This window comes from Bauldia sp., from assembly GCA_037200845.1.
Taxonomy (GTDB): Bacteria; Pseudomonadota; Alphaproteobacteria; order Rhizobiales; family Kaistiaceae; genus DASZQY01.
In genome coordinates this window covers 2,676,158-2,700,709 of record JBBCGQ010000001.1, presented here as the reverse complement: position 1 = coordinate 2,700,709, position 24,552 = coordinate 2,676,158, and the positions used below count along the sequence as shown (strand labels likewise).

Here is a 24,552-nt window from a genome sequence, read left to right as displayed (position 1 = left end):
GAGCCGACTTTGCTAACCTTTGGTTAACCGTCGCGCGCCGCTTCCGGAGTTTCAAGCATTGAGTGACACGACCGATAACCGCGGCGAAAAGGTGCGCAGCCTGCGCGATACCTTGCGCAGCGTGCGCACGGCCGAGGCCGAGCGCTCGGACGTCGTCGTGGAACTGCGCGACGCGGAGCGGGCGCGGCTGGAGATTCTGGCCGAGGAACTGCGCTCGGTCTTCAACGAAGTGCCGGCCGACGACGAGCAGTTCATCTTCACCGTCGCGTCGGGAACGCCGCCGCGGCTGTGGATCGACATGACGTCGTTCGTGGTGATGGCGCGCGACCGGCGCTCGTATCGCTTTCTCAAGGACACCCGCCTCGGCCGCACCGTCATTCTCGAGACGGCGAAGATCGAGGACATCGCCGACACGATCACGCACTACGTCGCCGAGCGCATCATCGAGCGCGAGCGCGCGATGGAGGGCGACTGGCTGATCAAGCGGGCACGGCAGGACGATCTCGGCACGCGCCTGTCGGAAGAGACGCGCCGCGACGAAGACCGGCGGGCGCTGGCGCGCGAGGCGCTGGCAACGGCTGCCGCGGCACGCCCGCGCCGGGCAGCCGTGCCGGCGATCGATCCGCGCAACGTCGGCTGGCTGGTCGCCGCCTTCCTCGGCGGCATCCTGATCGGGGGGACCGCGCTCTTCGCCTACGCCTGGATCGCGGTCGGCTAGAGTTTCTTTTCCAGCACCGTGGTGATGGCGCTGCCGCGGAATCCGCGTTCCGCCATCGCGATCGCGTATTTGCCGGCACTGCCTTCGATGGTCAGCAGATTGTACGCGCCGCCGGGATGGCGGCGGTTCGGCGTGATCGACGGCGCGGCGGCGCCGACGACGGGCACGGGCCCGTTGGGGCCCGCGATCTCGGCGACGGAGGTGCGATGGTTATGGCCGTGGAGGATCAACTCGGCGCCATACTTCGCGACTTGCGCGCGCACGCGGCTGGCGCCGATCAGCCGCCGCGGCCAGGTGGTCAGCGAATGCAGCGGCGGGTGATGGATCAGCACGACGCGGCAGAGGCCCTCGCGCCCGGTTTCCTCCAGCGCCTTGCCGAACGCCTCCGCCTGCTGCTCGTCCATCAGGCCGGTCGCCATGAACGGGCCTGTGGCGACCGCGGTCGACAGCCCGATCAGCGCTAGCGATCCGCGCCGGCGGATGAACGGGAACGCCATCGTCGGGTTGGGATGATCGCCGTTGGCATAGGGCAGCCAGGTCGTCGAGTAGCGTTCGATCGAGCGGCGGAGATACGCGTCGTGATTGCCGGGCACGACGGTGACGTCGTGCGGCGTGCCCAGCGTCTTCAGCCAGGCAAGCGCGGCGTCGTATTCGGCATCGAGGCCGAGGTTGACGAGATCGCCGGTGACGGCGATGTGGTCGGGATGTTTCGCCGCGATGTCGTCGGTGATCGCGGTCAGCACCGAGATGTCGAAGACGCCGGCGCGGTTGCGCTGCCAGTTGACGTAGCCAAAGACGCGCTTGTTCGCGAGCTCGCGGAAGCGCACGGCGGGCAGGGGCCCGAGGTGGACGTCGGAAATATGCGCCAGCAGCATGCCGCCCGCATTAGCGGACGGGCGCGACAGCGTAAAGGCGCGTCTAGCGGCCGAGGAACCCGATGACGATGCCGGCGACGCGGCGGTCGCGGAACGCGGTTTCCTGCTTCCACAGGTGGCGGTAGCTGTCGATGCGGCGGGCGATGCGGGTGAACATGATAATCTCGCTTGTCGTGATTTCGCTAAGGCTTGAGGTAGCGATCGGCGCCCTGAACCGCCAGACGGCGGCACGCGGGTCTCGGTTGCGCCAATGGCATGGCGGCTAAAGGTTTAATATCCCTTGCTTTTTCGGCTTCCCATCCGGACCTTCTTGTTCTTCCAGCGCCATCGCCGAGGGTTAACGCTGGGTGTCCGGGCCGTGGTTTTCGACGCGCAGAACCGCGTGCTGCTGATCAAGCACAGCTACACGCCGGGCTGGCATTTCCCAGGCGGCGGCGTCGAGCGGCGCGAAACCATCGCCGAGGCGATGGCGCGCGAGCTGGAGGAGGAGAGCGGCATTGCGCTCACCGGCGAGGCGGAGCTCTTCGGCCTCTATCTGCAGCGGGCGCACGGTGCGCGCGACCATGTCGCCGTTTACGTCTGCCGCCACTGGCGCCAGGCGCGGCGGCCGCAGTATCCCAATATCGAGATCGTCGACGCGCAATTCTTCGCGCTCGACGCGCTGCCGGCCGACATCACCAAACCGACGCGCCGACGCATCGCCGAGATCGTGGAAGGCGCGCCGCGCTCGGCCGACTGGTGAGTCTGGACCGGCCGGCGGCGCCGTGTTAGGGGCATCGCCCATGGCAAGCCGCATCGCGCGACGACGAATTTCCGCCCGTGACCTCCGGTCACGCGCCGCCGTTCGGCCTGCCGCCGCGCACCTCTAGCGCGGGCGGGCCGGATCTCGCCGATCCCGTTTTCCAGGCCCCTCCCATGACCTCTCCTTTCGTATACCGGCTCGAGCAGCCGTCCGACGCTCCCGTCATCGATGCCATGCACAACGCCGTCTTTCCGCCGGGCTGGACGAAGCGCGCTGCTGCCGTGCTGCGCGACGGCGTGCCACCGGACCTCGCGCTTTCCCATGTCGCGACGGTCGATGGGAAGGTGGTTGCCTCGGTGCGCCTGACGGCGATCACCATCGGCAGCAGACCGGCGCTGATCCTCGGGCCGCTGATTGTTTCGCCGGCTTACGAAGGGCAGGGAGCCGGACGCGCGCTGGTGCGCCTGGCGCTCGATGCGGCACGCGCCGCCGGCCACAAGGTCGTCATGCTGGTTGGCGATCTGCCGTACTACGGGCCGCTCGGTTTCGAGTTTCTCGGGCGCGACGCGATCACGCTGCCGGCGTGGGTCGATCCGGATCGGGTGCTGGTCGCGGGATTGGCGCCGGGGGCGCTGGAGGGTTTGGGCGGGGCGGCGGAACGCGCGAAGCGTTAGGCACGCGACGATAATATTCATTGCTTCGCACCCTGTTCCGGCCCATATGTCGGCCACGGGCCGCGTTGCACGATTCCGCGAAGCGGAGTTCAGCGCCCGTCATCACCCTGAAATATCGACAGCCCAGGCATCGCGGGATTGGTTGATAACCACCGCGACGTCGCGCCGATTCTCGTGAAACGAGGTTCGGGCCTCTTCGCTTGAATCGAGAGACTCGAATTGACCCTTTTCACTGAACTCGGCCTCGCCGAGCCCATTACCCGCGCCATCACCGAAGAGAAATATGAGAAGCCGACGCCCATCCAGGCCGCAGCGATCCCGCCGGCGCTGGAAGGCCGCGACGTCATCGGCATTGCGCAGACCGGCACCGGCAAGACCGCGGCGTTCGCGCTGCCGATCCTGCATCGCCTCGCCGCTGCCAACGAGAAGCTGCTGCCCAAGGCGCCGCGCGTCGTCGTGCTGTGCCCGACGCGCGAGCTCGGCGGCCAGATCGTCGACTCGTTCCACACCTACGGCCGCCACATGCGGCTGAAGACGATGCTGGCCATCGGCGGCGTGCCGATCGGCAAGCAGATCCGCGCGCTCGCCGCCGGCGTCGATATCCTCGTCGCCACCCCCGGCCGCCTGCTCGATCTATCCAACGAGCGCGCCGTCTCGTTCGACCGCGTCACCGTGCTCGTCCTCGACGAGGCCGACCGCATGCTCGACATGGGCTTCATCCGCGACATCCGTAAGATCGTCGCGATGATCCCGAAGGCGCGGCAGACGCTGTTCTTCTCGGCGACCATGCCGTCGGAGATTGCCGACCTCGCCAAGCAGATGCTGCGCGATCCGGTCACCGTCGCGGTCACTCCGGCCGCCACCACCGTTGAGCTGATCGAGCAGCGCGCGATCCGCACCGACCGTGCCGGCAAGCCGCGCCTGCTCGCCGACATCCTCAACAAGGAGGCCGTCGACCGCGCTCTCGTCTTCACGCGCACCAAGCATGGGGCCGATCGCGTCGTGCGCTCGCTGAACGACGCCGGCATCCCGGCCGAGGCGATCCACGGCAACAAGACGCAGGGCAACCGCGAGCGCACCATGGCGGCGTTCCGCGCCGGCAAGATCCGCACGCTGGTCGCGACCGACATCGCGGCGCGCGGCATCGACGTCGATGGCGTCAGCCACGTCATCAACTACGACCTGCCGAACATTCCGGAGACCTACGTCCACCGCATCGGCCGCACGGCGCGCGCCGGCGCCTCGGGCATCGCCATCTCGCTGGTCTCGTCCGACGAGATGCCGTTCCTGCGCGACATCGAGAAGCTGATCCGCCGGCAGGTGCCGATGGCGGGAGCTGAGTCGAACTGGGACCCGACCAAGGACAACGCCGAGGCTGCGGCCGAAGCCCGCCGCGGCGGCAATCGGGGCAATAATGGCAACGGCGGCAATCGCGGCCGCGGCCAGCAGCCGCAACGCAACGGCGGCGGCCAGCGCGACGGCAACGGCGAAAACCGCAAGCCGCGCCATCAGGGCAAGGGCGGCAAGAAGGGCGGCGGTCAGCAGGGCCAGCGCCCGAACGCGCCGTCGCGCCCGCACAACGGCAACGTCATCGGCGAGGTCGGCTTTATGGCCAAGCCGCGGCGTGGCGGCATGAGCCAGGGCTCGGCGCACTAAGTTTCAATCTCGAGGCGGTCCCCCACCCGCCTCGCTACGCTCGGCACCCTCCCCGCAAGGGGGAGGGAAGGTAGGCCGCTGCAGCGAGATTTCCCTCCCCGTTGCGGGGAGGGGGGACCGCCGCGCAGCGGCGGTGGGTTGGGGGTAAGCGCTAGTTGTTGTGGTCCTCCCCCGTTTACGGGGAAGGGGGACCGCCGAAGGTGGTGGAGGGGGCGGCCCCCTCCGTCGGCGCTGTGCGCCGCCACCTCCCCCGTAAACGGGGGAGGACCGCTACGCTCTATCGCCCCTCGCGGATCCACGTCGCGAACGGCAGGCCGACCAGCGCCAGCAGCCCGAACAATCCCGCAATCCCAAACAGACCGAGGAAGCCCGTGAACAGCGGGATGCGCGTGATGCCCTTGAGCACACTCGCGTCGGTCATCCGAATCCCGATCCAGTCCGAGCCGGCGGTCGCGGTCGCCGAGCGCACCGGCACGATGCGCGGCAGCGTCACTTTGCCGGATGCATCGGCCATGCGGGTGATCAGCCCGTGCGTCGCATCGACCAGCGGCTTCAGTTTGTCCGCCGTCGAGCGCGCGTCGATGAATTCCTTCGGGTTGGCGGCGCCGACGTGGGCGAAGGCGCGCTTGTCGCCCTGCTCGACGCGCCAGAGGCCGATCTCGTCGGCGGGGATCGTCGTCCGCCAAAGGCCGGGCTCGGCGGCGGCGAGGTTCACCGTCGAGGTCGCGCCGGAAGGCTTGCGCACCGTCACCGGCGAACTGGTGTCGGCCATGGTCTGCTGCTCGATGGTCAGGCCGCCGGCGCGGGCGGAAGCGCGCAGCGCCTCCTCCTCGAGGTCGGGTTCCTTCATCAGCCAGTGCGCCAGGCGGCGGAGCAGGTCGACGTGCGGGCCGCCGCCTTCGTAGCCGCGCGCCCACAGCCAGGTGTTGTCGGAGAGCAGCAGCGCGACGCGGCCCTTCTCTTCGCGATTGAGGATCAGCAGCGGCTTGTCCTCGGCGCCGTCCATGACGACGTTGCCCTGCGGCTTATCGACGTCGATGAGGCGGAAGAAGCGGCCCCAGTGCGGCGGGCTGAACGCCGAGCCGTCGAGGCCGCGCGTCACCGGATGGCGCTCGCCGACCTTGGTTACCGTCGGATAATACGGCTGCTCGATGATGTTGCCGGTCGGCGCCACGGGCAGCACCGGTGCCAGCGGCGTGTCGTAGAGGCTGCCCTGCGAAGCGTAGTCCGGCCCGGCCGCGACGAGCAGCGCACCGCCGTCGCGGACGTAGCGCGCGATGTTGTCGAAGTAGAGCAGGGGCAGCACGCCCTGGTGCTGGTAGCGGTCGAAGATGATCAGGTCGAACTGGTCGATCTTCTCGGAAAACAATTCGCGCGTCGGAAAGGCGATCAGCGAAAGCTGATTGATCGGCGTGCCGTCCTGCTTCTCCGGCGGGCGCAGGATGGTGAAGTGGACGAGGTCGACCGAGGCGTCCGACTTCAGGAGGTTGCGCCACGTGCGCTCGCCGGCATGCGGCTCGCCGGAGACGAGCAGCACGCGCAGGTTCTCGCGGATGCCTTCGATCTCGACCGCGGCGCGGTTGTTGACCGGCGTCAGCTCGCCGGTGAGCGGCTCGGCCTCGAACTCGAGGATGTTCTGGCCGCCGTGCGGGATGTCGACGGTCAGCTCCGACGGCGCGCCGGGCGTCACGGTCTCGACCGACAGCGGATCGCCGTCGCGGGTGATCGTCACGCGCACCGGCGCCTCGGGCCCGGTGGCGCCATCGTCGAGCACGCGGAATTTGACGGTCTGCTTCTCGTTGACGATGCCGAAGCGCGGCGCCTGGTCGATGACGATGCGCCGGTCGCGCTCGCCCTCGTGGCCGGATAGCAGGACGTGGAGCGGCGCCGCCGGCAGGCCCGAGGCGTTCGCCGGGATGTCGTGCACCTGGCCGTCGGTCAGCATGATGGTGGCACCGACGCGCTCGGGCGGCACGTCGGCGAGCGCGGTGGCGAGCGGGCCGAACAGCGTCGTACCGTCCACCGGCTGGCCGCCCTGGTTGCCGCCGGCCTCGACCGTGCGCACCTCGATGCCGTGGAACTGGGACAGGCGATCCTTGAGCTGCGCCTCGGCCTCGGCCGTGACCTTGTCGCGCCCGTCGAGCGACTGGCTGGCGCTCTTGTCCACCACCAGCGCCACGACCGTCGACAGCGGCTCGCGGTCCTCGTTGAGCAGCACGGGATTGGCGAGCGCCAGCAGCAGCGCGACGCCCGCCGCGACCCGCAGCCAGGCGCCGCGCATGCGGCGGAAGATGCCGGGCAGGATCAGCAACGCGGCGACGACCGCGATGGCGATCAGCACGGGCAGCGGAACGAGCGGGGCGAAGGAGACGGACCAGTTCATCCGCTCCTCCTCTCGTTGTCATCCCCGCGAAGGCGGGGATCCAGTAAACGCAGGACCGACGATTGAAACGCGCTGCCGGCGTGTACTGGGTTCCCGCCTTCGCGGGAACGACATGGGAGGGGATGGACCGCCGCGGCGCGCGTCATTGCCCCAGCCGCTCGAGCAGCGCGGGCACGTGCACCTGATCGGCCTTGTAGTTGCCGGTCAGCGTGTACATCACGATGTTGATGCCGGTGCGGTAGGCCATCTCGCGCTGCATCGGGTCGGAGGGCACCGTCGGGTAGAGGAAGGTGCGATCGGCATCGACGGCCCAGGCGCCGGCGAAATCGTTCTCGGTGATGAGGATGGTCGAGACGCCGTCGCCAGCCTGCGCCGGGCGGTCGCTGCGCTCGTCGGAGGTGTCGGTGGTCTGCACCCAGAGCGGGCCGCCGGCGTAGCGGCCGGGAAAGTCGTTGAGCAGGTAGAACGCCTTGGTCAGCACGTGGTCCGCCGGCACCGGCTCGAGCGGCGGCACGTCGAGGCTCGACAGGATATCGCGCAGGCGATCGGCGGCGGGCGTGCCGCCGAAGCTGTTGACCGAGATCGAGCGCTCGAGCTGGTCGCGCGTGTCGAACAGCACCGAGCCGCCCTGGCGCATGTAGGCATCGATCTTGGCCATCGTCGCCGGCGGCGGTGCGGCAACGGTCGGCACGACCGGCCAGTAGATCAGCGGGAAGAACGCCAGTTCGTCCTTCGCCGGGTCGATGCCGATCGGGTCGCCCGGCTCGAGCGCGGTGCGCGCCGCCAACTCGTCGGAGAGGCCGAGGAGGCCGGCGCGGCTGGTCTCGTCGACCTGCGCGTCGCCGGTGATGATGTAGGCGAGGTGCGTCTTGTCCATCGCCGACAGGGCGAAGGCGTCGCTCGCCTCGTCGGCGTTGGTGCGGCCGCTGCCGGCGAACAGCGCCAGCGCGGCGAGCATGATTGCCGCGGTCGTGGCGGCGGCGCGGCGCGGGCGCCAGCGGAAGCCGCCGTTCAGCCACAGCACCGCCAGCGCGTCGAGGCCGAGCAGGCCGGCGGCGAGCGCAATCAGCCACGGCGACAGGATCGTCGGTGCCGCGGTCGGATAGTTGCGGACCGTCGTCGTGCCGCTCGACGGCAGCGCGAAGGGCGCCAGCGTCGCGTCGTCGCCGAGAAGGTTCAGCGCGCGGAAGCCGTCCTCGGAGCCGTAGAGGCCGGGCGGATGCTGCAGGTTGACCGTGACCTTGGCGATGTCGCCGCTGAGCGGCTCTGCGTCGGCCGTCGGCGCGGCGAAGTGGCCGGCGCCGTCGAGCAGCCGGTAGGCAGGCAGCGGCGCGGACGCGGTGTCGGCGCCGTTGCCGGCGTTGGCCGAGAAGGCGATGATTCGCCTCAACATATCGACGAAGGTGCCGGAAAGCGGCAGGTTCGACCAGCTCGTATCGGCGGTGACGTGGAAAAGCACCAGCCAGCCCTTGCCTGTCTTCGCGGCCGTCACCAGCGGCGTGCCGTCGGCGAGAGCCGCCCACGTGCGGTCGGAGAGCGCGCCATCCGGCTCGGCCAGCACCTGCCGGCGCACCAGCACGTCGTCGGGCACCGCCAGTCCGGCGAACGGACTCTTGTCGCTGAAGGAGGCGAGCGGCTGCGGCGTCTGCCACGAGAGCGTGCCGCCCAGAACGCGGTCGCCGTGGCGCAGCGTCACCGGGATCAGCTTGTCGGTCGCGGCGGCGAGGCGCGGGCCGGCGAAGCGCACCAGCGTGCCGCCGTTCTGCACCCATTTCTCGACCGCGTCCTCGGCGTCGGTGGCGAGGTTGCCGATGTCGGCCATGACGATGACCGACGCGCCGCCGTTGATCAGTTCGGGGATGGCGACGTCGGCGTTGGCGTCGCGCGGCTCGCGCACGTCGGCGAAGGGCTGCACGGCGCGCGAGATGTAGTAGAGCGGCGAGAGCAGCGGCTGCGCCGCCTCGACCGAGGCGCCGGATAGCAGCCCGACCTGGCGCCGGCGCCAGCGGTCGTCGAGGAGCTGCACCGCGCCCGCGGTGCTGGTGCCGGTCACCTCAAGCCGCACGATGTCGTTGCGCAGTTCGACCGGCAGCGTGAACTTCGCGTCGGCGGATGCCTTGCCGGCGGCGAATGCGAACGGCTGCTCGCCGATGACGCGGCCGCGGATGTCGGTGGCGCGCACCAGGCCGCCGGCCGCCTCGGCCGGGTTGCGGCGGATGACCGGCACGGTCAGCGCATCGGCATCGCCGACGGCTGGCTTCAGCGCGAACAGGTCGGTCGCGGTGTCGGTGTAGGCGAGCAGCGGGCCGTTGACGTCGGCCCCGAGCGCCGCGCCGAACGCGGTGACGGCGTCGCCGCCGAGACCGTCGGAAAGCCAGGCGGTGCCGCCGAAAGCGGTCGTCCTGGTTGCCACGCCAAGCGCGGGGGTGAGCGCGGCGTAGTCCGGCGACCACGGTCGCGGTGCCAGCGCATCGAGGCGGCGGCCGATCTCGGCGCCGTCGCTCGGCGCGAGATTCTGGTTGGCGGGTTCGGCGGTGGCGAGAAGCGCGATCGGCCGGTTCTGCTCGGTGGCGAGATCGACGACGCGGTGCGCCGTCGCCAGCATCGAGGGCCACTGCGGCGCCGAGGCCCAGCCGTTATCGACGACGAGCAGCAAGGGGCCGGCGCCGGGCGCAACCTCGCCGGTCGGTTTGAACACCGGGCCGGCGAGCGCGAAGATGACGGCGGCGGCGAGCAGCAGACGGAGCGCGGTCAGCCACCAGGGGCTCCGCGCCGGCTGCTCTTCCTTCTGCGCGATCTCGAGCAGCAGCCGCGTCGGCGGGAATTGCTCCAGCCGCGGCTTCGGCGGCATCAGGCGCAGGAAATACCAGATGACCGGCAGCACGGCGAGCGCTAGCAGCATCCCGGCATTGGCGAAGGCAAAGGCGCCGATCATGCGGCGCGTCCCACATGCATGCCAAGGCTGTGCGAGCGGTCGGCGAGGCGCGCGTGCAGCGCCAGCAGCGGCTCCGTCGCCGGCTTGTCGGTGCGGTGGACGAGGAACGTCCAGTCGAGGCGGCGCGTCAGCGTGCGCAGATGCTCGCGGAGCGCGGCGAGACGGCGCTGGTAGTCCTCGCGGTACTGTTCGGCGCGCGAGACGACGTGGCGGGCGCCGGTTTCCGGATCGACGAACTCGGTGCGGCCGGCGTAAGGGAAGGTTTCCTCGATCGGGTCGGTGATCTGCACGATGTGGGCGCGGGCGCCTGTCCTCAGGATCGCGTCCAGCATCGCGTCGATCTCGGCGATCGGATCGAGAAAATCGCCGAACAGCACGACGTCGGAGAAGCGGCGGAGCGCGCTGGCGCTGGGCTTCAGGCCGGCGTCGCCGGCGCGCGGCAGGAGTGCCGCAACGCGCTCGGCGGCGTTCCGCGCCATGATCGGGTCGGAGGCGCCGAGCAGGCCGATGCGTTCGCCGGCATTGGCCAGCAGCTCGGCCAGCGCCAGCGTCAGCACCGTGGCGCGCTGGCGCTTGCTCACCGGCGCCAGGCGCGAGCGGAACTCCATCGACGGCGACAGGTCGGGCCAGAGCCAGAGTGTGTGCACTGCTTCCCATTCCATCTCGCGGACGAACAGGTGCTCGTCGCGGGCGGAGCGGCGCCAGTCGATCGATGCTGCGGCCTCGCCGGTGACGAAGGGACGGAACTGCCAGAACGTCTCGCCGCGGCCTGGCGAGCGGCGGCCGTGCCATCCCGCCAGCACCACGTTCGCCACGCGCCGCGCCTCGATCAGCATCTCGGGCATCGCGTCGGCGATGCCTTTGGCCTCCGTCAGTGGCGCGAGGGCGGCGCGGTCCATCGTGGGGGCGCTATCCGATCTTCTGCTTGAGCTCGGCGATCACGTCGCGGACGGTCAGGCCGTCGGCGCGGGCGGAGAAGGAGAGCGCCATGCGGTGCTGGAGCACCGGTTCGGCCAGCGCCGCGACATCGTCCAGAGACGGCGCGTAGCGTCCATCGATCAGCGCGCGGGCGCGGGCGGCGAGCATCAGCGCCTGACTGGCGCGCGGTCCGGGGCCCCAGGCGATGGCGGAGGCGAGCTTCGGGTTGGGGGCGCCGTCGGGGCGGGCGGAGCGGACGAGATCGAGGATCGCCTCGACGACGCTTTCGCCAACCGGCATGCGGCGGACGAGCTGCTGGATGCCGCGCAGTGTGACCGCATCGAGCACCGCCTCGGCATGCGCCTCGGTCGCGCCGGTCGTCTCGAAAAGCATCCGCCGCTCGGCGGTCCGGTCCGGATAGAGCACGTCGATCTGGAGCAAAAAGCGGTCCAACTGGGCTTCGGGCAGGGGGTAAGTGCCCTCCTGCTCCAGCGGGTTCTGGGTCGCCAGCACGTGGAACGGCGCCGGCAGGTCGTGGCGGGCGCCGGCGACGGTCACATGATACTCCTGCATCGACTGGAGCAGGGCGGACTGCGTGCGTGGCGAGGCGCGGTTGATTTCGTCGGCCATCAGCAATTGCGCGAACACGGGGCCGGGCAGGAAGCGGAAGGCGCGGTGGCCGTCGTTCGCCTGGTCCATCACCTCCGAGCCGATGATGTCGGAAGGCATCAGGTCGGGCGTGAACTGGATGCGGCGGGCGGTCAGGCCGAAAACCGTGCCCAACGTCTCGACCAGCTTGGTCTTGGCAAGGCCGGGAACGCCGATGAGCAGGCCGTGGCCGCCGGCGAGGATGGTCACCATCGTCCGCTCGACCACCGACTCCTGGCCGTAGATCACCTTGCCGATGGCGGCGCGGGCGGCGCGGATCTTGCCGACCGCGGCGTCGGTCTCGGCGATGATGCGGTCCATGTCCGGGGGTGTGGCGGTATTGATGGCGCTCATATATCCGACCTCGTCTTCGGGCTCCGCCAGCCGAGGCCATCGGCCTCTTCCGGACTCGCGGGCGACCTTGGGGATTGTTGCATGGGCGTTTGCAGCGCAATAGGGGATTGCAGACGCTTGGGCATTAGACCCGAGGATATCGATAACAAGCAGGAAGCGAGGCGAAAGCGTGGCCGTGCCAATGGTTTGCGACATCGTACGCGCCGGCTTCACCGCAAAGTGAAAGCGGCGACGTGACCGAGGCCACTCCCTTCGCCCCCGCGACGTTCTTCGCCGCCGCATCGCGCGCGCTGGCGCGGACGGGGGAAGCGGGCGGCGACCACGTGCTGAACCCGGACCTCACCGGCGTCCCGGCGACCTATCGCGATGCCGCGGTGCTGATCCCGGTGGTGGCGCGGGAGCCGGAGGCGACGGTGATAATGACGCTGCGGACGGAGCATCTGCCGAACCACGCGGGGCAGATCGCGTTTCCGGGCGGCAAGATCGACGCCGAGGATGCCTCGCCGGTCGCGGCGGCGCTGCGCGAGACGGAGGAGGAGATCGGGCTTGGTCGCGACCTCATTTCGGTGGTCGGCACGCTGCCGCCGTATCTCAGCCGCACGGGCTTCCGCATCGTGCCGGTGCTGGCGCGGGTCGAGGTCGGCTATGTGCTGGCGCCCAACCCGGACGAGGTCGCCGATGTCTTCGAGGTGCCGCTGGCCTTCCTGATGAACCCGGCTAACCATCGTCGCGCTTCCCGCAGCTTCTACGGGCGGGAACGCTGGTTTTATGAGATACCCTTCGCGGAACGCTATATTTGGGGCGTTTCCGCGGGAATCATCCGCGGGCTCTACGAGCAGGTCTACGGCTGATGCTGCGGTTCGTCGCCTTCGACGCGGTCTTCTTCCTGCTGCCGTTCGCGGCCTATGCGCTGTGGCTGATCGTGACGCAGCGCACGCTGACCCAGGCGGCGGACTGGGAAATCCGCACCATCGGCTACCTGGCGCTTGCCGGCGCCGTGCTGGTCATCGCGATCCTCGTCGCCTTCGTCCATCTCGATTCCGATCCGCCGGGCGGGGTCTACGTCCCGGCGCACCTGGAAAACGGCAAGATCATCCCCGGCCATTTCGAGCCGCCGCCCGCGACGCCGTGATGGACGCGCTGCCCAATCTTTCCGGCGAGGCGTGGTTCCGGCGCGGGGACGTGCAGAAAATCTTCGCGCTGTTGAACGGCGAGGAGACGCGCATCATCGGCGGCGCGGTGCGCAACGCGCTGCTCGGCGTGCCGATCCGCGATATCGATTTCGGCACGACGGCGACGCCCGACAAGGTGACGGCGCAGGCAACCGCGGCCGGCATCAAGGTCGTGCCGACCGGCATCGACCACGGCACCGTCACGCTGGTGATGGACGGACACCCGTACGAGGTGACGACGCTGCGCGAGGACATCGCCACCGACGGGCGCCACGCCGTCGTCCGCTTCGGGCGCGACTGGACAGCCGACGCGATGCGCCGCGATTTCACGGTCAACGCGCTGTCGGTCGACAGGGACGGCACTGTCCACGATCCGGTCGGCGGCCTCGCCGACATCGGCGCGCGGCGCATCCGCTTCATCGGCGATCCGGCGCAGCGCATCGCCGAGGATCGCCTGCGCATCCTGCGGCTGTTCCGTTTCCATGCCGAATACGGCGAGGGCGCCATCGACCCGGCTGCCCTGTCGGCCGCGATCCGCGCGCGCAACGACATCCGCGATCTCTCGGCCGAGCGCATCGGGCAGGAGATGCGCAAGATCGTGATCGCGCCGCGCGCCGTCGAGGTCGCGACGCTGATGCAGGAGTCGGGCATTCTCGGCGTCGTCTTCGGCGGCGTCGCCTATCTCGCGCCGTTCGGCAAGATGGTGCGGGCATCGACCGCGGCGAAGGCTGAGGTCGCGCCGGCAACGCGGCTGACGGCGCTCGGCTGCCGCGTGGAGGAAGACGCGCTGCGCCTGACCGAGCGGCTGCGCCTTTCCAACCTCGAGCGCGACCGCATGACGGCGACGCTCGCCGCCGCCCGCTCGTTCACGCCGTTTCCCGATGCGCGCGCGGAGCGCCGCGCGCTCTACCGGCTCGGCGAGGAAGCCTTCCGGGACGGCGTGTTCCAGGGTTTCGCCTGGAGCGTGACGCCGGAAGGCTCGGTGTGGAAGCAGCTCTATCATCTGCCCGACCGGTGGAAGGCGCCGGTGTTCCCGCTCGGCGGCCGCGACGTCACCGACGTGCCGCGCGGCCCCGCGATCGGCACGCTGCTCCGCGCCGTGGAGGCGTGGTGGATCGAGCAGGATTTCGCGCCGGACGAGGCGGCGCTCAGGGCGCGGCTGCAGCAGATGATCGCAGCGCAGCAATAGGACTGCAACGCAGGCCCCCACCCGTCCGGCTTCGCCGGCCACCCTCCCCGCAAGGGGGAGGGACGCGCGTTGCTCTTCCGGCGCTCGAATATTTCGAATGCGAGTTGCCTATCCTCCCTCCCCCTTGCGGGGAGGGTGCCGAGCGAATGCGAGGCGGGTAGGGGAACGCCTTCCACTCCCGCGTCGGCATCCCCTCTACTGTCATCCTTCGGCGGCGCGCAGCGCCGACCGGAGCGCCGACCGAAGGATCAGTTTCAACAAATACCGCTGTGCGGGGGAGAGTGGTCCTCCGGTCGAGGCCTACGGCCTCGCCGAAGGATGACAGGGGTGGAAGGTCGTCACGGCCACTTCGCGACCGGCGGCATCGACGACAATATCGAATCGATATTGCCGCCCGTCTTCAGCCCGAAGATCGTGCCGCGGTCGTAGATCAGATTAAACTCGACGTAGCGCCCGCGGCGTACCAACTGCTCCTCCCGCTCCGCTTCGCTCCAGTGCTTGGCGAAATTGCGCCGCACCAGTTCCGGATAGACGCCGAGGAACGCCAGTCCCACATCGCGGGTGAAGGCGAAGTCGGCCTCCCAGTCGCCCGAGTTCAGCCAATCGTAAAAGATGCCGCCGACGCCGCGCATCTCGTTGCGATGCTTCAGGAAGAAGTATTCGTCGCACCATTTCTTGTAGCGGTCGTAGTCGGCAACCGCACTGTGGCGCGTGCAGGCCGCCTTCATGGCGGCGTGGAAGTCGATGGTGTCGGGGTCGGTCTGCGTGCGGCGCTCCGCCAGCACAGGCGTGAGGTCGGCGCCGCCGCCGAACCAGTTCCGCGACGTCGCCACCATGCGCGTGTTCATGTGCACGGCGGGGACATGCGGGTTCTGCATGTGCGCGATCAGCGAGATGCCGCCCGCCCAGAAGCGCGGGTCCTCCTCGGCGCCGGGGATGTCCTTGCGGAAATCCGGCGCGAACTCGCCGTGCACTGTCGAGATATGCACACCGACCTTCTCGAAGACGCGGCCGTGCATCACCGACATGACGCCGCCGCCGCCATCGGCGCCGGTGTGGTCGGTGCGCTTCCACGGCGTGCGTACGAAACGGCCGGTCGGCCGGTCGGCGAGGGGGCCATTGGCGGGCAGCGATTCTTCCAGCCCCTCGAAGGCTGACGTGATGCTATCGCGAAGCTCCGCGAACCACGCCGCGGCGCGGGATTTCTTGTCTTCGAGGTTGTCGGGCATGACCGGGTTCACGTGGACGTTCATGATGGGCCTCGCCGAGCTTGTGCGGGCCACTATGGCGCGTGCGGCTATAGCGCCGGATTGACCCAGCGCAAACCCCTCACGGGTTTTGACGGCTGCGCTAGGGCGCGTTCTGGAGCGGGACGCTCTTGATGATGCCCTTCGGCGAATTGCCGCAATAGCAGGGCAGGCCCGCCTTCGCCTGTGGCCCGGTGATCGTCAGCGGGCATTGGTGGACGACGCCGCCCTGCGCGTAGACGCACACCAGGTGCTGATAGCGGTTGCTGTTGGCGTGGTTGAATGTGGCGGCAAGCTGCGTCGTGCCGGCGGACACTGACGACGGGCCGGCAAGCGACGCCAATGCCGCCGTGACGATAAACCCCACGATGATCGGGCGCATCGGACTCTCCTTCCTGCTCACCGCTTGAACTTCGCCGCTTCCTCCGAGCCGCCGGTAGCGTTGCCCGACGAATAGGAATGCGCGCCGGTACCGGCAAGCTTGCCGCCATCGACGATCAGATACTCCTCGCGGATCGGGCGCTTGTCGAACCAGCATTCCAGTATCTCGCGCGTGCCCGCGGCATAGCGCGCCTGCGCCGACAGCGAGGAGCCGGAGATGTGCGGCGTCATGCCGTGGTGCGGCATCGTCCGCCACGGATGGTCCTGCGGCGCCGGCTGCGGGAACCAGACGTCGCCGGCGTATCCCGCGAGTTGCCCGGAGCGGAGCGCGGCGGCGACGTCGTCGCGGTTGGCGATCTTGCCGCGCGCCGTGTTGATGAGATAGGCGCCGCGCTTCATCGTGTTGATCAGCTTGGCGTTGAACAGGTTCTCGGTCTCCGGATGGAGCGGCGCATTGATGGTCACCACGTCGCAGTGCGGCACCATGTCGGCGGCCGACTTGTGGAAGGTGAGGCCGAGTTCCTTCTCGACCGATTCCGGCAGGCGGTGGCGGTCGGTGTAGTGCAGCTTCATGTCGAACGGCTTCAGCCGGTGGAGCACGGCGAGGCCGATGCGGCCCGCCGCGACGGTGCCGACGCTCATGCCTTCGACGTCATAGGAGCGGGCGACGCAGTCGGCGATGTTCCAGCCGCCGTTCACCACCACCTGGTATGATGGGATGTAGTTGCGCACGAGCCCGAGGATCATCATCACGACGTGCTCGGCGACGCTGATCGAGTTGCAGTAGGTGACCTCGGCGACCGTGATGGCGCGCGCCATGGCGGCGGACAGGTCGACGTGATCGGAGCCGATGCCGGCGGTGACGGCGAGCTTCAGCTTGGGTGCCTTGGCGATGCGCTCCGCCGTCAGGTACGCCGGCCAGAAGGGCTGCGAGATGACGACGTCGGCATCTACGATCTCGCGCTCGAAGGCGGAGTTCGGGCCGTCCTTGTCGGAGGTGACGACCAGCGTGTGGCCGGCGCCTTCCAGAAACTTGCGCAGGCCCAGCGCACCGGAGACGGAGCCCAGCAATTCGCCCGGCGTGAAGTCGATGGCCTTCGGCGTCGGCAGCGTCTGGCCGCCGGGATATTTGTCCAGCTTCGGCAGACCGTCGCGGGCATACGTCTTCGGATACCCGGTGACCGGATCGTCGTAGAGCACGCACACAATCTTCGCCATCACACCCTCCCGGCGGCTTGTTTTGCCGGGAGTGTATGTCGAACCGCACTCCCTTGTCGTCCCCGCGAAGGCGGGGACCCAGTAGACACCGTCGGGCGAAGAAGAACGCGATGCCGGTCTGGGGCCGCCAACTACCACCAGCGTTTACTGGGTCCCCGCCTGCGCGGGGACGACAACGGTGGGTAGTCGTCAGCGCGGCGGCGTCAGGTTCACCAGCGCCTTGGCCTCGGCCAGCGACAGCGACACGACGGCGGCGCCGTCGAAATAGACCAGCGCCAGCTTCTGCCGCTGCGAGGTCATCTTCGCCGGCAGCGGATCGTAGCGGTGGCCGGCGCCGCCGAGGTGCGGCGTCAGCGCGCCGATGTCGGTGGTCTGGCTGACCTCGACGCGGAGCAGGCTGAGGCGCTTGCCGTCCGCCGCTTCGCCGACGAAGGGCACGCCGGCGAGCCGCAGGAAGCTGGTCGGGTCGGGCGCGCGCGGGAAGGCGTCGACGAACGCGGTCTCGACCAGATCGAGGTCAGGCTCGCGCGGCGCAGCTTCCTGCACCGTGACGCCGGGGATGAGATGCGGCGTCTGCCACTGGCGGGCGGGGGCGGTGCCGTTGTGGCCGAAGCCGCCGTTGCCGTGGTCGTGATGGTGATGTCCCTCGTGCATGTCAGTAGCTCACCGGCTTGTCGATGATGCCCTTGTGGCTCCCTAGCTTCCCATGGGCGACGAGCGAGCCCAAGGCTTCCACGACGACGCGGACGCCGACCAGCGCCGTGATGTCGGAGGTGTCGTAGGGCGGCGAGACCTCGACCACCTCGAGGCCGCAGAGGCCCTCGGCGGCGACGAGCCCCAGAATCTTCAGCGCCTCGCGCGGCAGGAAGCCGCCGGGCTCGGGCCAGCCGGTGCCGGGAACGAAGCCGCAGTCGAGGGAGTCGACGTCGAAAGAAATGTAGACCGCGTCGGCGTCCTTCCATGCCAGCTCCAGCGCGATCTCGGCCGTCTTCTCCAGCCCGATGCGCTCGATGTCAGCGATGGTCAGCACGTTGGTCTGGCGCTTGCCGGCTTCGGCGACGCCCGGGCGCGGCACCTGCCAGCCGCCGATGCCGAGCTGGACGAGATTGGTCGGCGAGACGTTCGGGAGATTCGTCGCCCAGTACCAGGGCGTCGTGTGCATGCGCTCGTCGAGATCCTTCTCCTGGATGTCGATGTGGCGGTCGAAATGGATGATGCCAATTTTCTTCGATGTGCATTGGGCGATGCCGCGTACGCACGGAAAGCCGATCGAATGATCGCCGCCGAGCATCAGGGGCAGGGCGCCCGACGAGAAGACGTGGCTGACGCCCTTCGAGATCTGGTCGAAGCTCTTCTCGAGGTTCGCGGGAATGGTGAACACGTCGCCGACGTCGCACAGCGTCATCTGCTCGCGGAGGTCGACGCCCAGTTCGTAGTTGTAGGGCGTGTAGAGTGCGGAGATGCGGCGGATGCCCTGCGGCCCGAAGCGCGTGCCCGGCCGGTAGGTGGTGCCGGAATCGAAGGGGATGCCCATGACCGCCGCGTCGTACTTGGCGACGTCGCGGACGTTCTCGACGTAGGGCGCCTTGAGGAACGTGTTGATGCCGGCGAAGTGCGGGAGCTCGCCGCGCGCGAACGTCGGGATCATCTTGTCGGTGAGCGAATCCGAGCCGGGCAGGCCCCATGTCGAGCGCCCATTGCTGCTCGCGGCGCCAGCCCTTGCCGGACAGCTTGTCCTCCGCCTCGATCGCCTTCCACCCTTGAGTCTCGCGCGCGTTGAAATCGGGGTGGTGGCGGCGCTCGCGTTGCGGCGGGGCGAATGCGCCGGCCTTTCGCGATACATGCTCCCGCTGTCGCTCTATCATTGGATCGCTCCTCTGCTCTTGTCGTTGTTCTTCGCCGGCCCGAACAGCACGGGCACCGGCGAGTTCGGGTTGAGATCGAAGTCGTAGGTGATGGTGGCGCGTAGCGGCCGGGTGCCTGCGGATCGGCGCGGTAATGGTTCAGCGCCACCAGCCGGGTGCCGAGCGCGAAGGCTTCCTTGATGTCGTGGGTCACGAGGATGACGGTGATCCTGTGCTCGGCCCACAGCGGCTTGATCAGGGCATGCATTTGCGCGCGCGTACCGGGATCAAGCGCGCCGAACGGCTCGTCGAGCAGCAGCACCTTCGGCCGCTTGGCCAGCGCCTGCGCGATGGCGAGGCGCTGCTGCATGCCGCCCGACAGCGCCGCGGATACTTGTCGCGATGGGGCATGAGGCCGACCGCCTCGATCAGCGCGTCGCACTCGGCGATGGCGTCCTTACGGTCGGGACCGCGAAGGCGCGCGAGGAGGGGACTGCGCTCGAACTCGAATCCGATGAGCACGTTGCGCAGCACCGTCAGATGCGGGAACACCCGAGTAGCGCTGGAAGACGACGCGATCCGGCCCCGGCTCGCCGGGCAGCGGCTTGCCGTCGAGTTTTATCGTGCCGCGCGTCGGCCGTTCCTGGCCAAGAATCAGCCGCAGGAACGTGCTCTTGCCGGCGCCGGAGGGGCCGACCACCGACAGGAACGCGCCCTCGGCGATGTCGAGATTGATCCGCTCCAGTACGACCTGGTCGCCGTACTCGACCCAGACGTCGCGGATGGCGATGGCGCTCATCGCCGCTCCTCGACGTGCGCCCAGGCGAAGCCTTTCTGCGACAGCTTCGAGAGCGCGAAGTCCATGAGGTAGGCAATCAGCGTGATCCACGCGACGTAAGGCAGGATCACGTCCATCGCGAGGGTAGCGGCGGACGAGGAAGATGCGGTAGCCAAGGCCGGTGTCGGCGGCGATCGCTTCGGCCGAAATCAGAAACAGGAACGCCGGGCCGAGCGACAGGCGCACGCCCTCGATCAGTCGCGGCATGATCTGCGGCAGCACGACGCGGATCGCGACCTGCCAGGTCGAGGCGCCAAGCGTCTGCGCCTTGATCAACTGTTCGCGCGGCAGGCGCTCGACGGCAAACGCCATGTCACGGGTCAGGAACGGGGCCACGCCGAAGACGATCAGCACGACCTTGGAGAGGTCGCCCAATCCGAAGACGATGAACAATATCGGCAGCATCGCCATCGGCGGGATCAGGCAGATCGCCGCCACCACCGGGCGGAACGTCGCATCGACAATCGGCAGCACGCCGAGCGCGAGGCCGAGGGTGAGGCCGATCGCGGTGGCGATGCCGAGGCCGATCAGCAGGCGCTGCAGGCTCGAGGCGGTGTCGGCCCAGAGGATGTAGTCGCCGGTGCGCTGGTCAGGCTCGAACGCCAGCCGCTTGACGCCTCTCCGCCATTTCCGAAATCGGCGGCAGGATCTTGTCGTTCGGGTTCGCCGCGCGCCGCTCGGCCGAGCCGACCATGTAGACCAGCACGATCAGCAGGAACGGGAGCAGCGCCAGCCCACCCGCGTGCCGCGAGTGGGGACTATGTTCATCAGGCGGTGGATGGCTGGTCCTCCGGCGTCCTTGCTGCGGCGTGCCCCCTCAGTCGGCTTTGCCGACAGCTCCCCCGTAAACGGGGGAGCACCGGAGGCGCCGCTTGGCGATCCTCCCCTGCGAAGCGGGGGAGGGGGACCATGCGCGGCATGGTGGAGGGGGCAACCTCACCGGTGGCCACGTTTCTAGAGCTTCCCGTCGGCCGCCAACTGCATGTACGTCGGATCAAACCGCAGCTTGATATTCTTCGGGTCGCCGAGCGTGCCGGCGGGCATCTCGATGCCGACGACGTCGGGCGAGGTGGCGCCGGTACCGAGCAACTGGTGATCGAACGAGAATTTCCGCACGAGGTCCTGGATCTTCACGAGGTCCGGGCTGGTGGTGAACTTCACCGCGTCGGCCGGCTTGTCGAAGAGGAACGTCGTCTTCAACTGCGACTCGTAGCCGGCGAGGTCGGTGCCGGACAACTTGCCCATGGCCTCGCGGGCCGCCTTGCCTTCCGGCGTGTCGGCGGTGACGAGCGCCAGCGTCTCGTACCAGGCGCCGGCCAGCGCCTTGCCGAGGTCGGGGTTGTCCTTCAGCGTCTCCGTATTCACGACGAGCAGGTCCTCGATCTCGCCGGGGATCTTGCTGGAGTCGAACACCTCAGTGGCGGTCGGTTCGGCTTTCACTTCCTGAAGCTGCGGGTTCCAGGTGACGACGGCCTTGGAGTCCGGCGACTTGAAGGCGGCGACGATATCGACGTCGGAGGTGTTGACCGTCTTCACGTCCTTCTCGGTCAAACCGACCGTGTCGAGGCCGCGCGCCAGCAGGTAGTGCGACACGGAAAACTCGACGATGTTGATGTCGCGGCCCTTGATGTCGGCGAGCGTCTTGCCATCCTTCAGCACGATGCCGTCGTTGCCGTTGGAATAGTCGCCCATGATGATGGCGCTGGTGTCGACACCGCCGGCGGCGGGTATGGTCAGCGCGTCCATCGAGGCGACGGTGACGCCATCGAACTTGCCGGCGGTGTACTGGTTGAGCGACTCCACATAGTCGTTGATCTGCGTGATGTTGATGGTGATGCCGTACTTGTCGGCCCACTTCTTCACGATGCCGGCGTCGGCGGCGTAGGGCCACGGCATCCAGCCGACGTAGATCGACCAGGCGATGTTGAATTCCTTCTTGGCCTCGGCGAAGGCGCTATGCGTCGCCATGCCGGCGGTCATCACTGCCGCGGCGAGCGCGAATTTCAGAAACTTGGACTGCATCGGGAAGGCTCCTTCGATCGGTTGCGGCCGGACGGCCCATCACAAGCGAAGTTTGCCGAGCACGGACGGGAGGCGGGCTCGCGCTCAGCAAACCCGTGCAGTGACCTCCCGGGATTTTGGCCCGCCGTGTTCTCGCAGCGCGGGCAGCGCGCGAGCCGCGTCTCTCGGACCAGCATTGCCGAGCATGGCAACCGGAACCCTAGACGCTCTGCACGGGATGGAATTCGCAAGAAGGATGCCAAGCCCCCTCAGTCGGCTACGCCGACAGCTCCCCCCTGAACGGGGGAGCACCGGAGGCCCGGGCTGGTCCTCCCCGTGCAACGGGGGAGGGGGACCGCCGAAGGCGGTGGAGGGGCACGGTGCAGCCGCTTGGCTAAACGATGCGCCGCACGCTCATTTGTTGGGCATGACCGGAAATCCACCCGTCTGCCGCAGCGCCTCGCCCAACACTATCGCGGCGGCGGTAGATACGTTGAGCGACCGCAACCACGGCGCCATCGGGATCACCAGCCGGGCGTCCGCGGCCTCATGCACCGCGTCCGGGACTCCGGCGCTCTCCCGCCCGACCAGGATCACATCGTCCTTGGCGAAGATGAAATCGGCGTAAGGTTTGGCGCTCCGCGTCGTGAGAAGTACAAGGCGGCGGCCCTTCGCCTTCCGCCATTCCTCGAATTCGCCAAAGCTGAGGTGGCGAACTGGGTTCACATGCGCCAGATAGTCCATGCCGGCCCGCTTCAGCGCGCGGTCGGAAAGGTCAAATCCCGCCGGTTCGATGATGTGAACCTCCACGGCGAGACACGCGCAGAGACGCAGCATGTTGCCCGCGTTCTGCGGAATATCCGGCTGGTAAAGGGCTAGGGAAGGCATCGCGGTTGGCATGAGACGCTGGTTTGAACGCCTGATCCTGCCGCTGGTCGAGACTCCTGTCACGCGCCCGCCGGATACGCTGCTTGCCTTCTACCGCCATTTCCTGATGCCGGTGCGCGGGACGATCGTCATCGTCCTCTTGATTTCGCTGGTCACGGCGGTGACCGAGATGAGCATTTTCGTGTTCCTCGGCTGGCTCGTAGACCGCGCCACCGAGGGGCCGAAGGTCACGTTCTTCGCCACCTATTGGCCCGAGCTGCTCGGCATGGCGCTGGTCATCGTGTGCTGCTGCGGCCGCTGAACGCGCTGCTGTCGCGTTCGTTCGGCCAGCTCGGCCTGATGCGGCGCTTACCTTCTCGGTGCGCTGGCAGAGCTATCGTTACGTGCTGCGCCAGTCGCTGGCGTTTTTCCAGAACGACTTCGCCGGGCGCATTGCGCAGAAGGTGCTGCAGACCGGGCCCTCGCTCCGCGACACCGTCAACGGCCTCATCGACGGCATCTGGACGCTTATCATCTATGTCGGCGGCACGCTGTGGCTGTTCGTCGGCATCGACGCGTGGCTGATCGCGCCGATTGCGCTGTGGACCGTCGGCTACGTGCTGGTGATCGTCTACCTGATCCCGCCGGTGCGGGCTCGCTCGGCGGCCGTGGCGGAAGCGAACTCCGGCCTGTCGGGCCGGATCGTCGACGGCTACTCCAACATCCAGTCGGTGAAACTGTTTGCGCATGCCGAGCGTGAGGATGCCTTCGCCTACGAAGGCTTCCGCATCCATCTCGACGCCTACCGCAGGTTCGCCGAGACGGTCGCCAACCTGCAGATCACGCTGACGGTGCTGAACTCGCTGCTGATCTTCGGCATCGGCGGGCTGGCGCTGTGGCTGTGGTCGGTGTCGGCGATCAGCGTCGGCTCGATCGCGCTCGCGACCTCGCTGGTCATCCGGCTCAACCAGATGTCGGGCATGATCATCCGCACGATCACGTCGCTGTTCGAGAGCGTCGGTACGGTGCAGAACGGCATGCAGACGATCAGCCGGCCGTATTCCGTCGTCGATGCCGCTGACGCCCAGCCGCTGGCCGTGGCGCACGGCGAGATCAGGTTCGACGACGTCTCTTTCCACTATGGGCGGCCGGGCGGCGTCATCGATCATCTGTCGCTGACGGTGAAGCCCGGCGAGCGGGTCGGCCTGGTCGGGCGATCCGGCGCGGGCAAGTCGACGCTGGTCAATCTGCTCTTGCGTTTTTACGACGTGGAAGGCGGGAAGATCACCATCGACGGGCAGGACGTTGCGCACGTCACGCAGGAGTCGCTCCGCGCCAATATCGGCGTGGTGACGCAGGACACCTCGCTGCTGCATCGCTCGATCCGCGACAACATCCGCTACGGCAAGCCGGGCGCCAGCGACGCCGAAATCGCGGACGCGGCGAAGCGGGCGGAAGCCGACGAATTCATCCGGTCCTTGCACGATCTCAACGGCCGATCGGCCTATGACGCGCACGTCGGCGAGCGCGGCGTGAAGCTTTCCGGCGGCCAGCGCCAGCGCGTCGCGATCGCGCGGCTGCTGCTCAAGGACGCGCCGATCCTGATCCTCGACGAGGCGACCTCGGCGCTGGACTCCGAGGTCGAGGCGACCATCCAGGACCAGCTCTACGGCCTGATGAAGGATCGCACCGTCATCGCCATCGCCCACCGCCTGTCGACCATCGCGGTGCTCGACCGCCTCGTGGTCATGGACAAGGGCAAGATCGTCGAGACCGGTACGCATCAGGAGCTGCTGCGCCTCGGCGGCCTCTACGCCCAGCTCTGGCATCGCCAGTCGGGCGGCTTCCTTGGCCTCGATGAGGTGCAGCCGGCCGCGGCGGCGGAGTAGCGC

General features: G+C 68.4%; 20 protein-coding genes, 3 pseudogenes and 1 riboswitch. Of the genes and pseudogenes, 9 read left to right on the top strand and 14 right to left on the bottom strand.

Going from position 1 to position 24,552, the window contains the following annotated elements; translation table 11 throughout:
* Positions 1-58 precede the first annotated feature (58 nt).
* The gene (locus tag WDM94_13445; protein ID MEJ0013595.1) at positions 59-718 is read left to right on the top strand and encodes a hypothetical protein; all 660 of its coding nucleotides are present in this window, start codon (positions 59-61) and stop codon (positions 716-718) included.
* Here the strand turns inward: WDM94_13445 and WDM94_13440 are convergent.
* Positions 715-1,593: a metallophosphoesterase gene (locus WDM94_13440; protein MEJ0013594.1), complete on the bottom strand. Its 879-nt coding sequence runs from the start codon at positions 1,591-1,593 to the stop codon at positions 715-717. The genes WDM94_13445 and WDM94_13440 overlap by 4 nt on opposite strands.
* 280 nt (positions 1,594-1,873) lie before the next feature.
* On the opposite strand from WDM94_13440, the gene WDM94_13435 reads away from it, so the two are divergent.
* The 3 genes from WDM94_13435 to WDM94_13425 all read left to right on the top strand — a co-directional run bounded on the left by WDM94_13435 (position 1,874) and on the right by WDM94_13425 (position 4,665).
* Complete coding sequence (locus WDM94_13435) at positions 1,874-2,335, top strand: NUDIX domain-containing protein (protein ID MEJ0013593.1); 462 nt, start codon at positions 1,874-1,876, stop codon at positions 2,333-2,335.
* A 173-nt stretch (positions 2,336-2,508) separates the two neighbouring features.
* Positions 2,509-3,009 (top strand): N-acetyltransferase, encoded by a 501-nt coding sequence (locus WDM94_13430; protein MEJ0013592.1) that lies wholly within the window; start codon positions 2,509-2,511, stop codon positions 3,007-3,009.
* A 219-nt stretch (positions 3,010-3,228) separates the two neighbouring features.
* Positions 3,229-4,665, top strand: coding sequence for a DEAD/DEAH box helicase (locus tag WDM94_13425; protein MEJ0013591.1), 1,437 nt, complete (start codon positions 3,229-3,231; stop codon positions 4,663-4,665).
* A 277-nt stretch (positions 4,666-4,942) separates the two neighbouring features.
* Here the strand turns inward: WDM94_13425 and WDM94_13420 are convergent, their stop codons facing one another.
* The 4 genes from WDM94_13420 to WDM94_13405 all read right to left on the bottom strand — a co-directional run bounded on the left by WDM94_13420 (position 4,943) and on the right by WDM94_13405 (position 11,903).
* Positions 4,943-7,048, bottom strand: a complete 2,106-nt coding sequence (locus WDM94_13420; protein ID MEJ0013590.1) for a hypothetical protein — start codon at positions 7,046-7,048, stop codon at positions 4,943-4,945.
* A gap of 142 nt (positions 7,049-7,190) precedes the next feature.
* The gene (locus WDM94_13415; protein ID MEJ0013589.1) at positions 7,191-9,983 is read right to left on the bottom strand and encodes a DUF4159 domain-containing protein; all 2,793 of its coding nucleotides are present in this window, start codon (positions 9,981-9,983) and stop codon (positions 7,191-7,193) included.
* The gene (locus WDM94_13410; protein MEJ0013588.1) at positions 9,980-10,882 is read right to left on the bottom strand and encodes a DUF58 domain-containing protein; all 903 of its coding nucleotides are present in this window, start codon (positions 10,880-10,882) and stop codon (positions 9,980-9,982) included. Before WDM94_13410 ends, WDM94_13415 begins: the two co-directional genes overlap by 4 nt.
* 10 nt (positions 10,883-10,892) lie before the next feature.
* Positions 10,893-11,903, bottom strand: coding sequence for a MoxR family ATPase (locus tag WDM94_13405; GenBank protein ID MEJ0013587.1), 1,011 nt, complete (start codon positions 11,901-11,903; stop codon positions 10,893-10,895).
* Positions 11,904-12,193: 290 nt separating this feature from the next.
* Between WDM94_13405 and WDM94_13400 the strand changes: the two genes are divergently transcribed.
* The 3 genes from WDM94_13400 to WDM94_13390 are packed head-to-tail and all read left to right on the top strand — an operon-like array spanning position 12,194 to position 14,264.
* Entirely contained in the window at positions 12,194-12,754 is a 561-nt protein-coding gene (locus WDM94_13400; GenBank protein MEJ0013586.1) for a CoA pyrophosphatase, read from the top strand.
* Positions 12,754-13,035 (top strand): DUF6111 family protein, encoded by a 282-nt coding sequence (locus WDM94_13395; protein MEJ0013585.1) that lies wholly within the window; start codon positions 12,754-12,756, stop codon positions 13,033-13,035. The genes WDM94_13400 and WDM94_13395 overlap by 1 nt, the downstream gene beginning before the upstream one ends.
* Entirely contained in the window at positions 13,035-14,264 is a 1,230-nt protein-coding gene (locus WDM94_13390) for a CCA tRNA nucleotidyltransferase (protein MEJ0013584.1), read from the top strand. Before WDM94_13395 ends, WDM94_13390 begins: the two co-directional genes overlap by 1 nt.
* Positions 14,265-14,602: 338 nt before the next feature.
* Here WDM94_13390 and hemF read toward each other — a convergent pair whose 3' ends face one another.
* From hemF to WDM94_13345, 9 genes and pseudogenes are all read right to left on the bottom strand, one after another.
* Positions 14,603-15,517: an oxygen-dependent coproporphyrinogen oxidase gene (gene hemF, locus WDM94_13385; protein ID MEJ0013583.1), complete on the bottom strand. Its 915-nt coding sequence runs from the start codon at positions 15,515-15,517 to the stop codon at positions 14,603-14,605.
* Positions 15,518-15,614: 97 nt separating this feature from the next.
* A complete protein-coding gene (locus WDM94_13380) occupies positions 15,615-15,893 on the bottom strand; it encodes a hypothetical protein (protein MEJ0013582.1) in 279 nt (92 codons plus the stop codon).
* A gap of 17 nt (positions 15,894-15,910) precedes the next feature.
* Positions 15,911-17,110, bottom strand: coding sequence for an NAD-dependent formate dehydrogenase (locus WDM94_13375; GenBank protein ID MEJ0013581.1), 1,200 nt, complete (start codon positions 17,108-17,110; stop codon positions 15,911-15,913).
* Positions 17,111-17,299: 189 nt separating this feature from the next.
* The gene (locus WDM94_13370; GenBank protein ID MEJ0013580.1) at positions 17,300-17,764 is read right to left on the bottom strand and encodes a hypothetical protein; all 465 of its coding nucleotides are present in this window, start codon (positions 17,762-17,764) and stop codon (positions 17,300-17,302) included.
* Between the two features lies 1 nt (position 17,765).
* Positions 17,766-18,975, bottom strand: a pseudogene (locus WDM94_13365) (agmatinase family protein).
* Positions 18,972-19,753: pseudogene (locus WDM94_13360) on the bottom strand (ABC transporter ATP-binding protein). Before WDM94_13360 ends, WDM94_13365 begins: the two co-directional pseudogenes overlap by 4 nt.
* Positions 19,750-20,572, bottom strand: a pseudogene (locus WDM94_13355) (ABC transporter permease). The pseudogenes WDM94_13360 and WDM94_13355 overlap by 4 nt, the downstream one beginning before the upstream one ends.
* 174 nt (positions 20,573-20,746) lie before the next feature.
* Positions 20,747-21,772 carry a putative urea ABC transporter substrate-binding protein gene (locus WDM94_13350; GenBank protein ID MEJ0013579.1) on the bottom strand — a complete coding sequence of 342 codons (1,026 nt, stop codon included), beginning with the start codon at positions 21,770-21,772 and terminating at the stop codon, positions 20,747-20,749.
* A gap of 145 nt (positions 21,773-21,917) precedes the next feature.
* A riboswitch (guanidine-I (ykkC/yxkD leader) is annotated at positions 21,918-22,028 on the bottom strand.
* A 179-nt stretch (positions 22,029-22,207) separates the two neighbouring features.
* Positions 22,208-22,681, bottom strand: coding sequence for a tRNA (cytidine(34)-2'-O)-methyltransferase (locus WDM94_13345; GenBank protein MEJ0013578.1), 474 nt, complete (start codon positions 22,679-22,681; stop codon positions 22,208-22,210).
* Positions 22,682-22,691: 10 nt separating this feature from the next.
* Between WDM94_13345 and WDM94_13340 the strand changes: the two genes are divergently transcribed.
* Together WDM94_13340 and WDM94_13335 are read left to right on the top strand one after the other, a co-directional pair.
* On the top strand, positions 22,692-22,982 hold the full coding sequence (locus WDM94_13340; protein ID MEJ0013577.1) for a hypothetical protein: 291 nt from the start codon (positions 22,692-22,694) through the stop codon (positions 22,980-22,982).
* A 58-nt stretch (positions 22,983-23,040) separates the two neighbouring features.
* Positions 23,041-24,549 (top strand): ABC transporter ATP-binding protein, encoded by a 1,509-nt coding sequence (locus WDM94_13335; protein ID MEJ0013576.1) that lies wholly within the window; start codon positions 23,041-23,043, stop codon positions 24,547-24,549.
* Positions 24,550-24,552 lie beyond the last annotated feature (3 nt).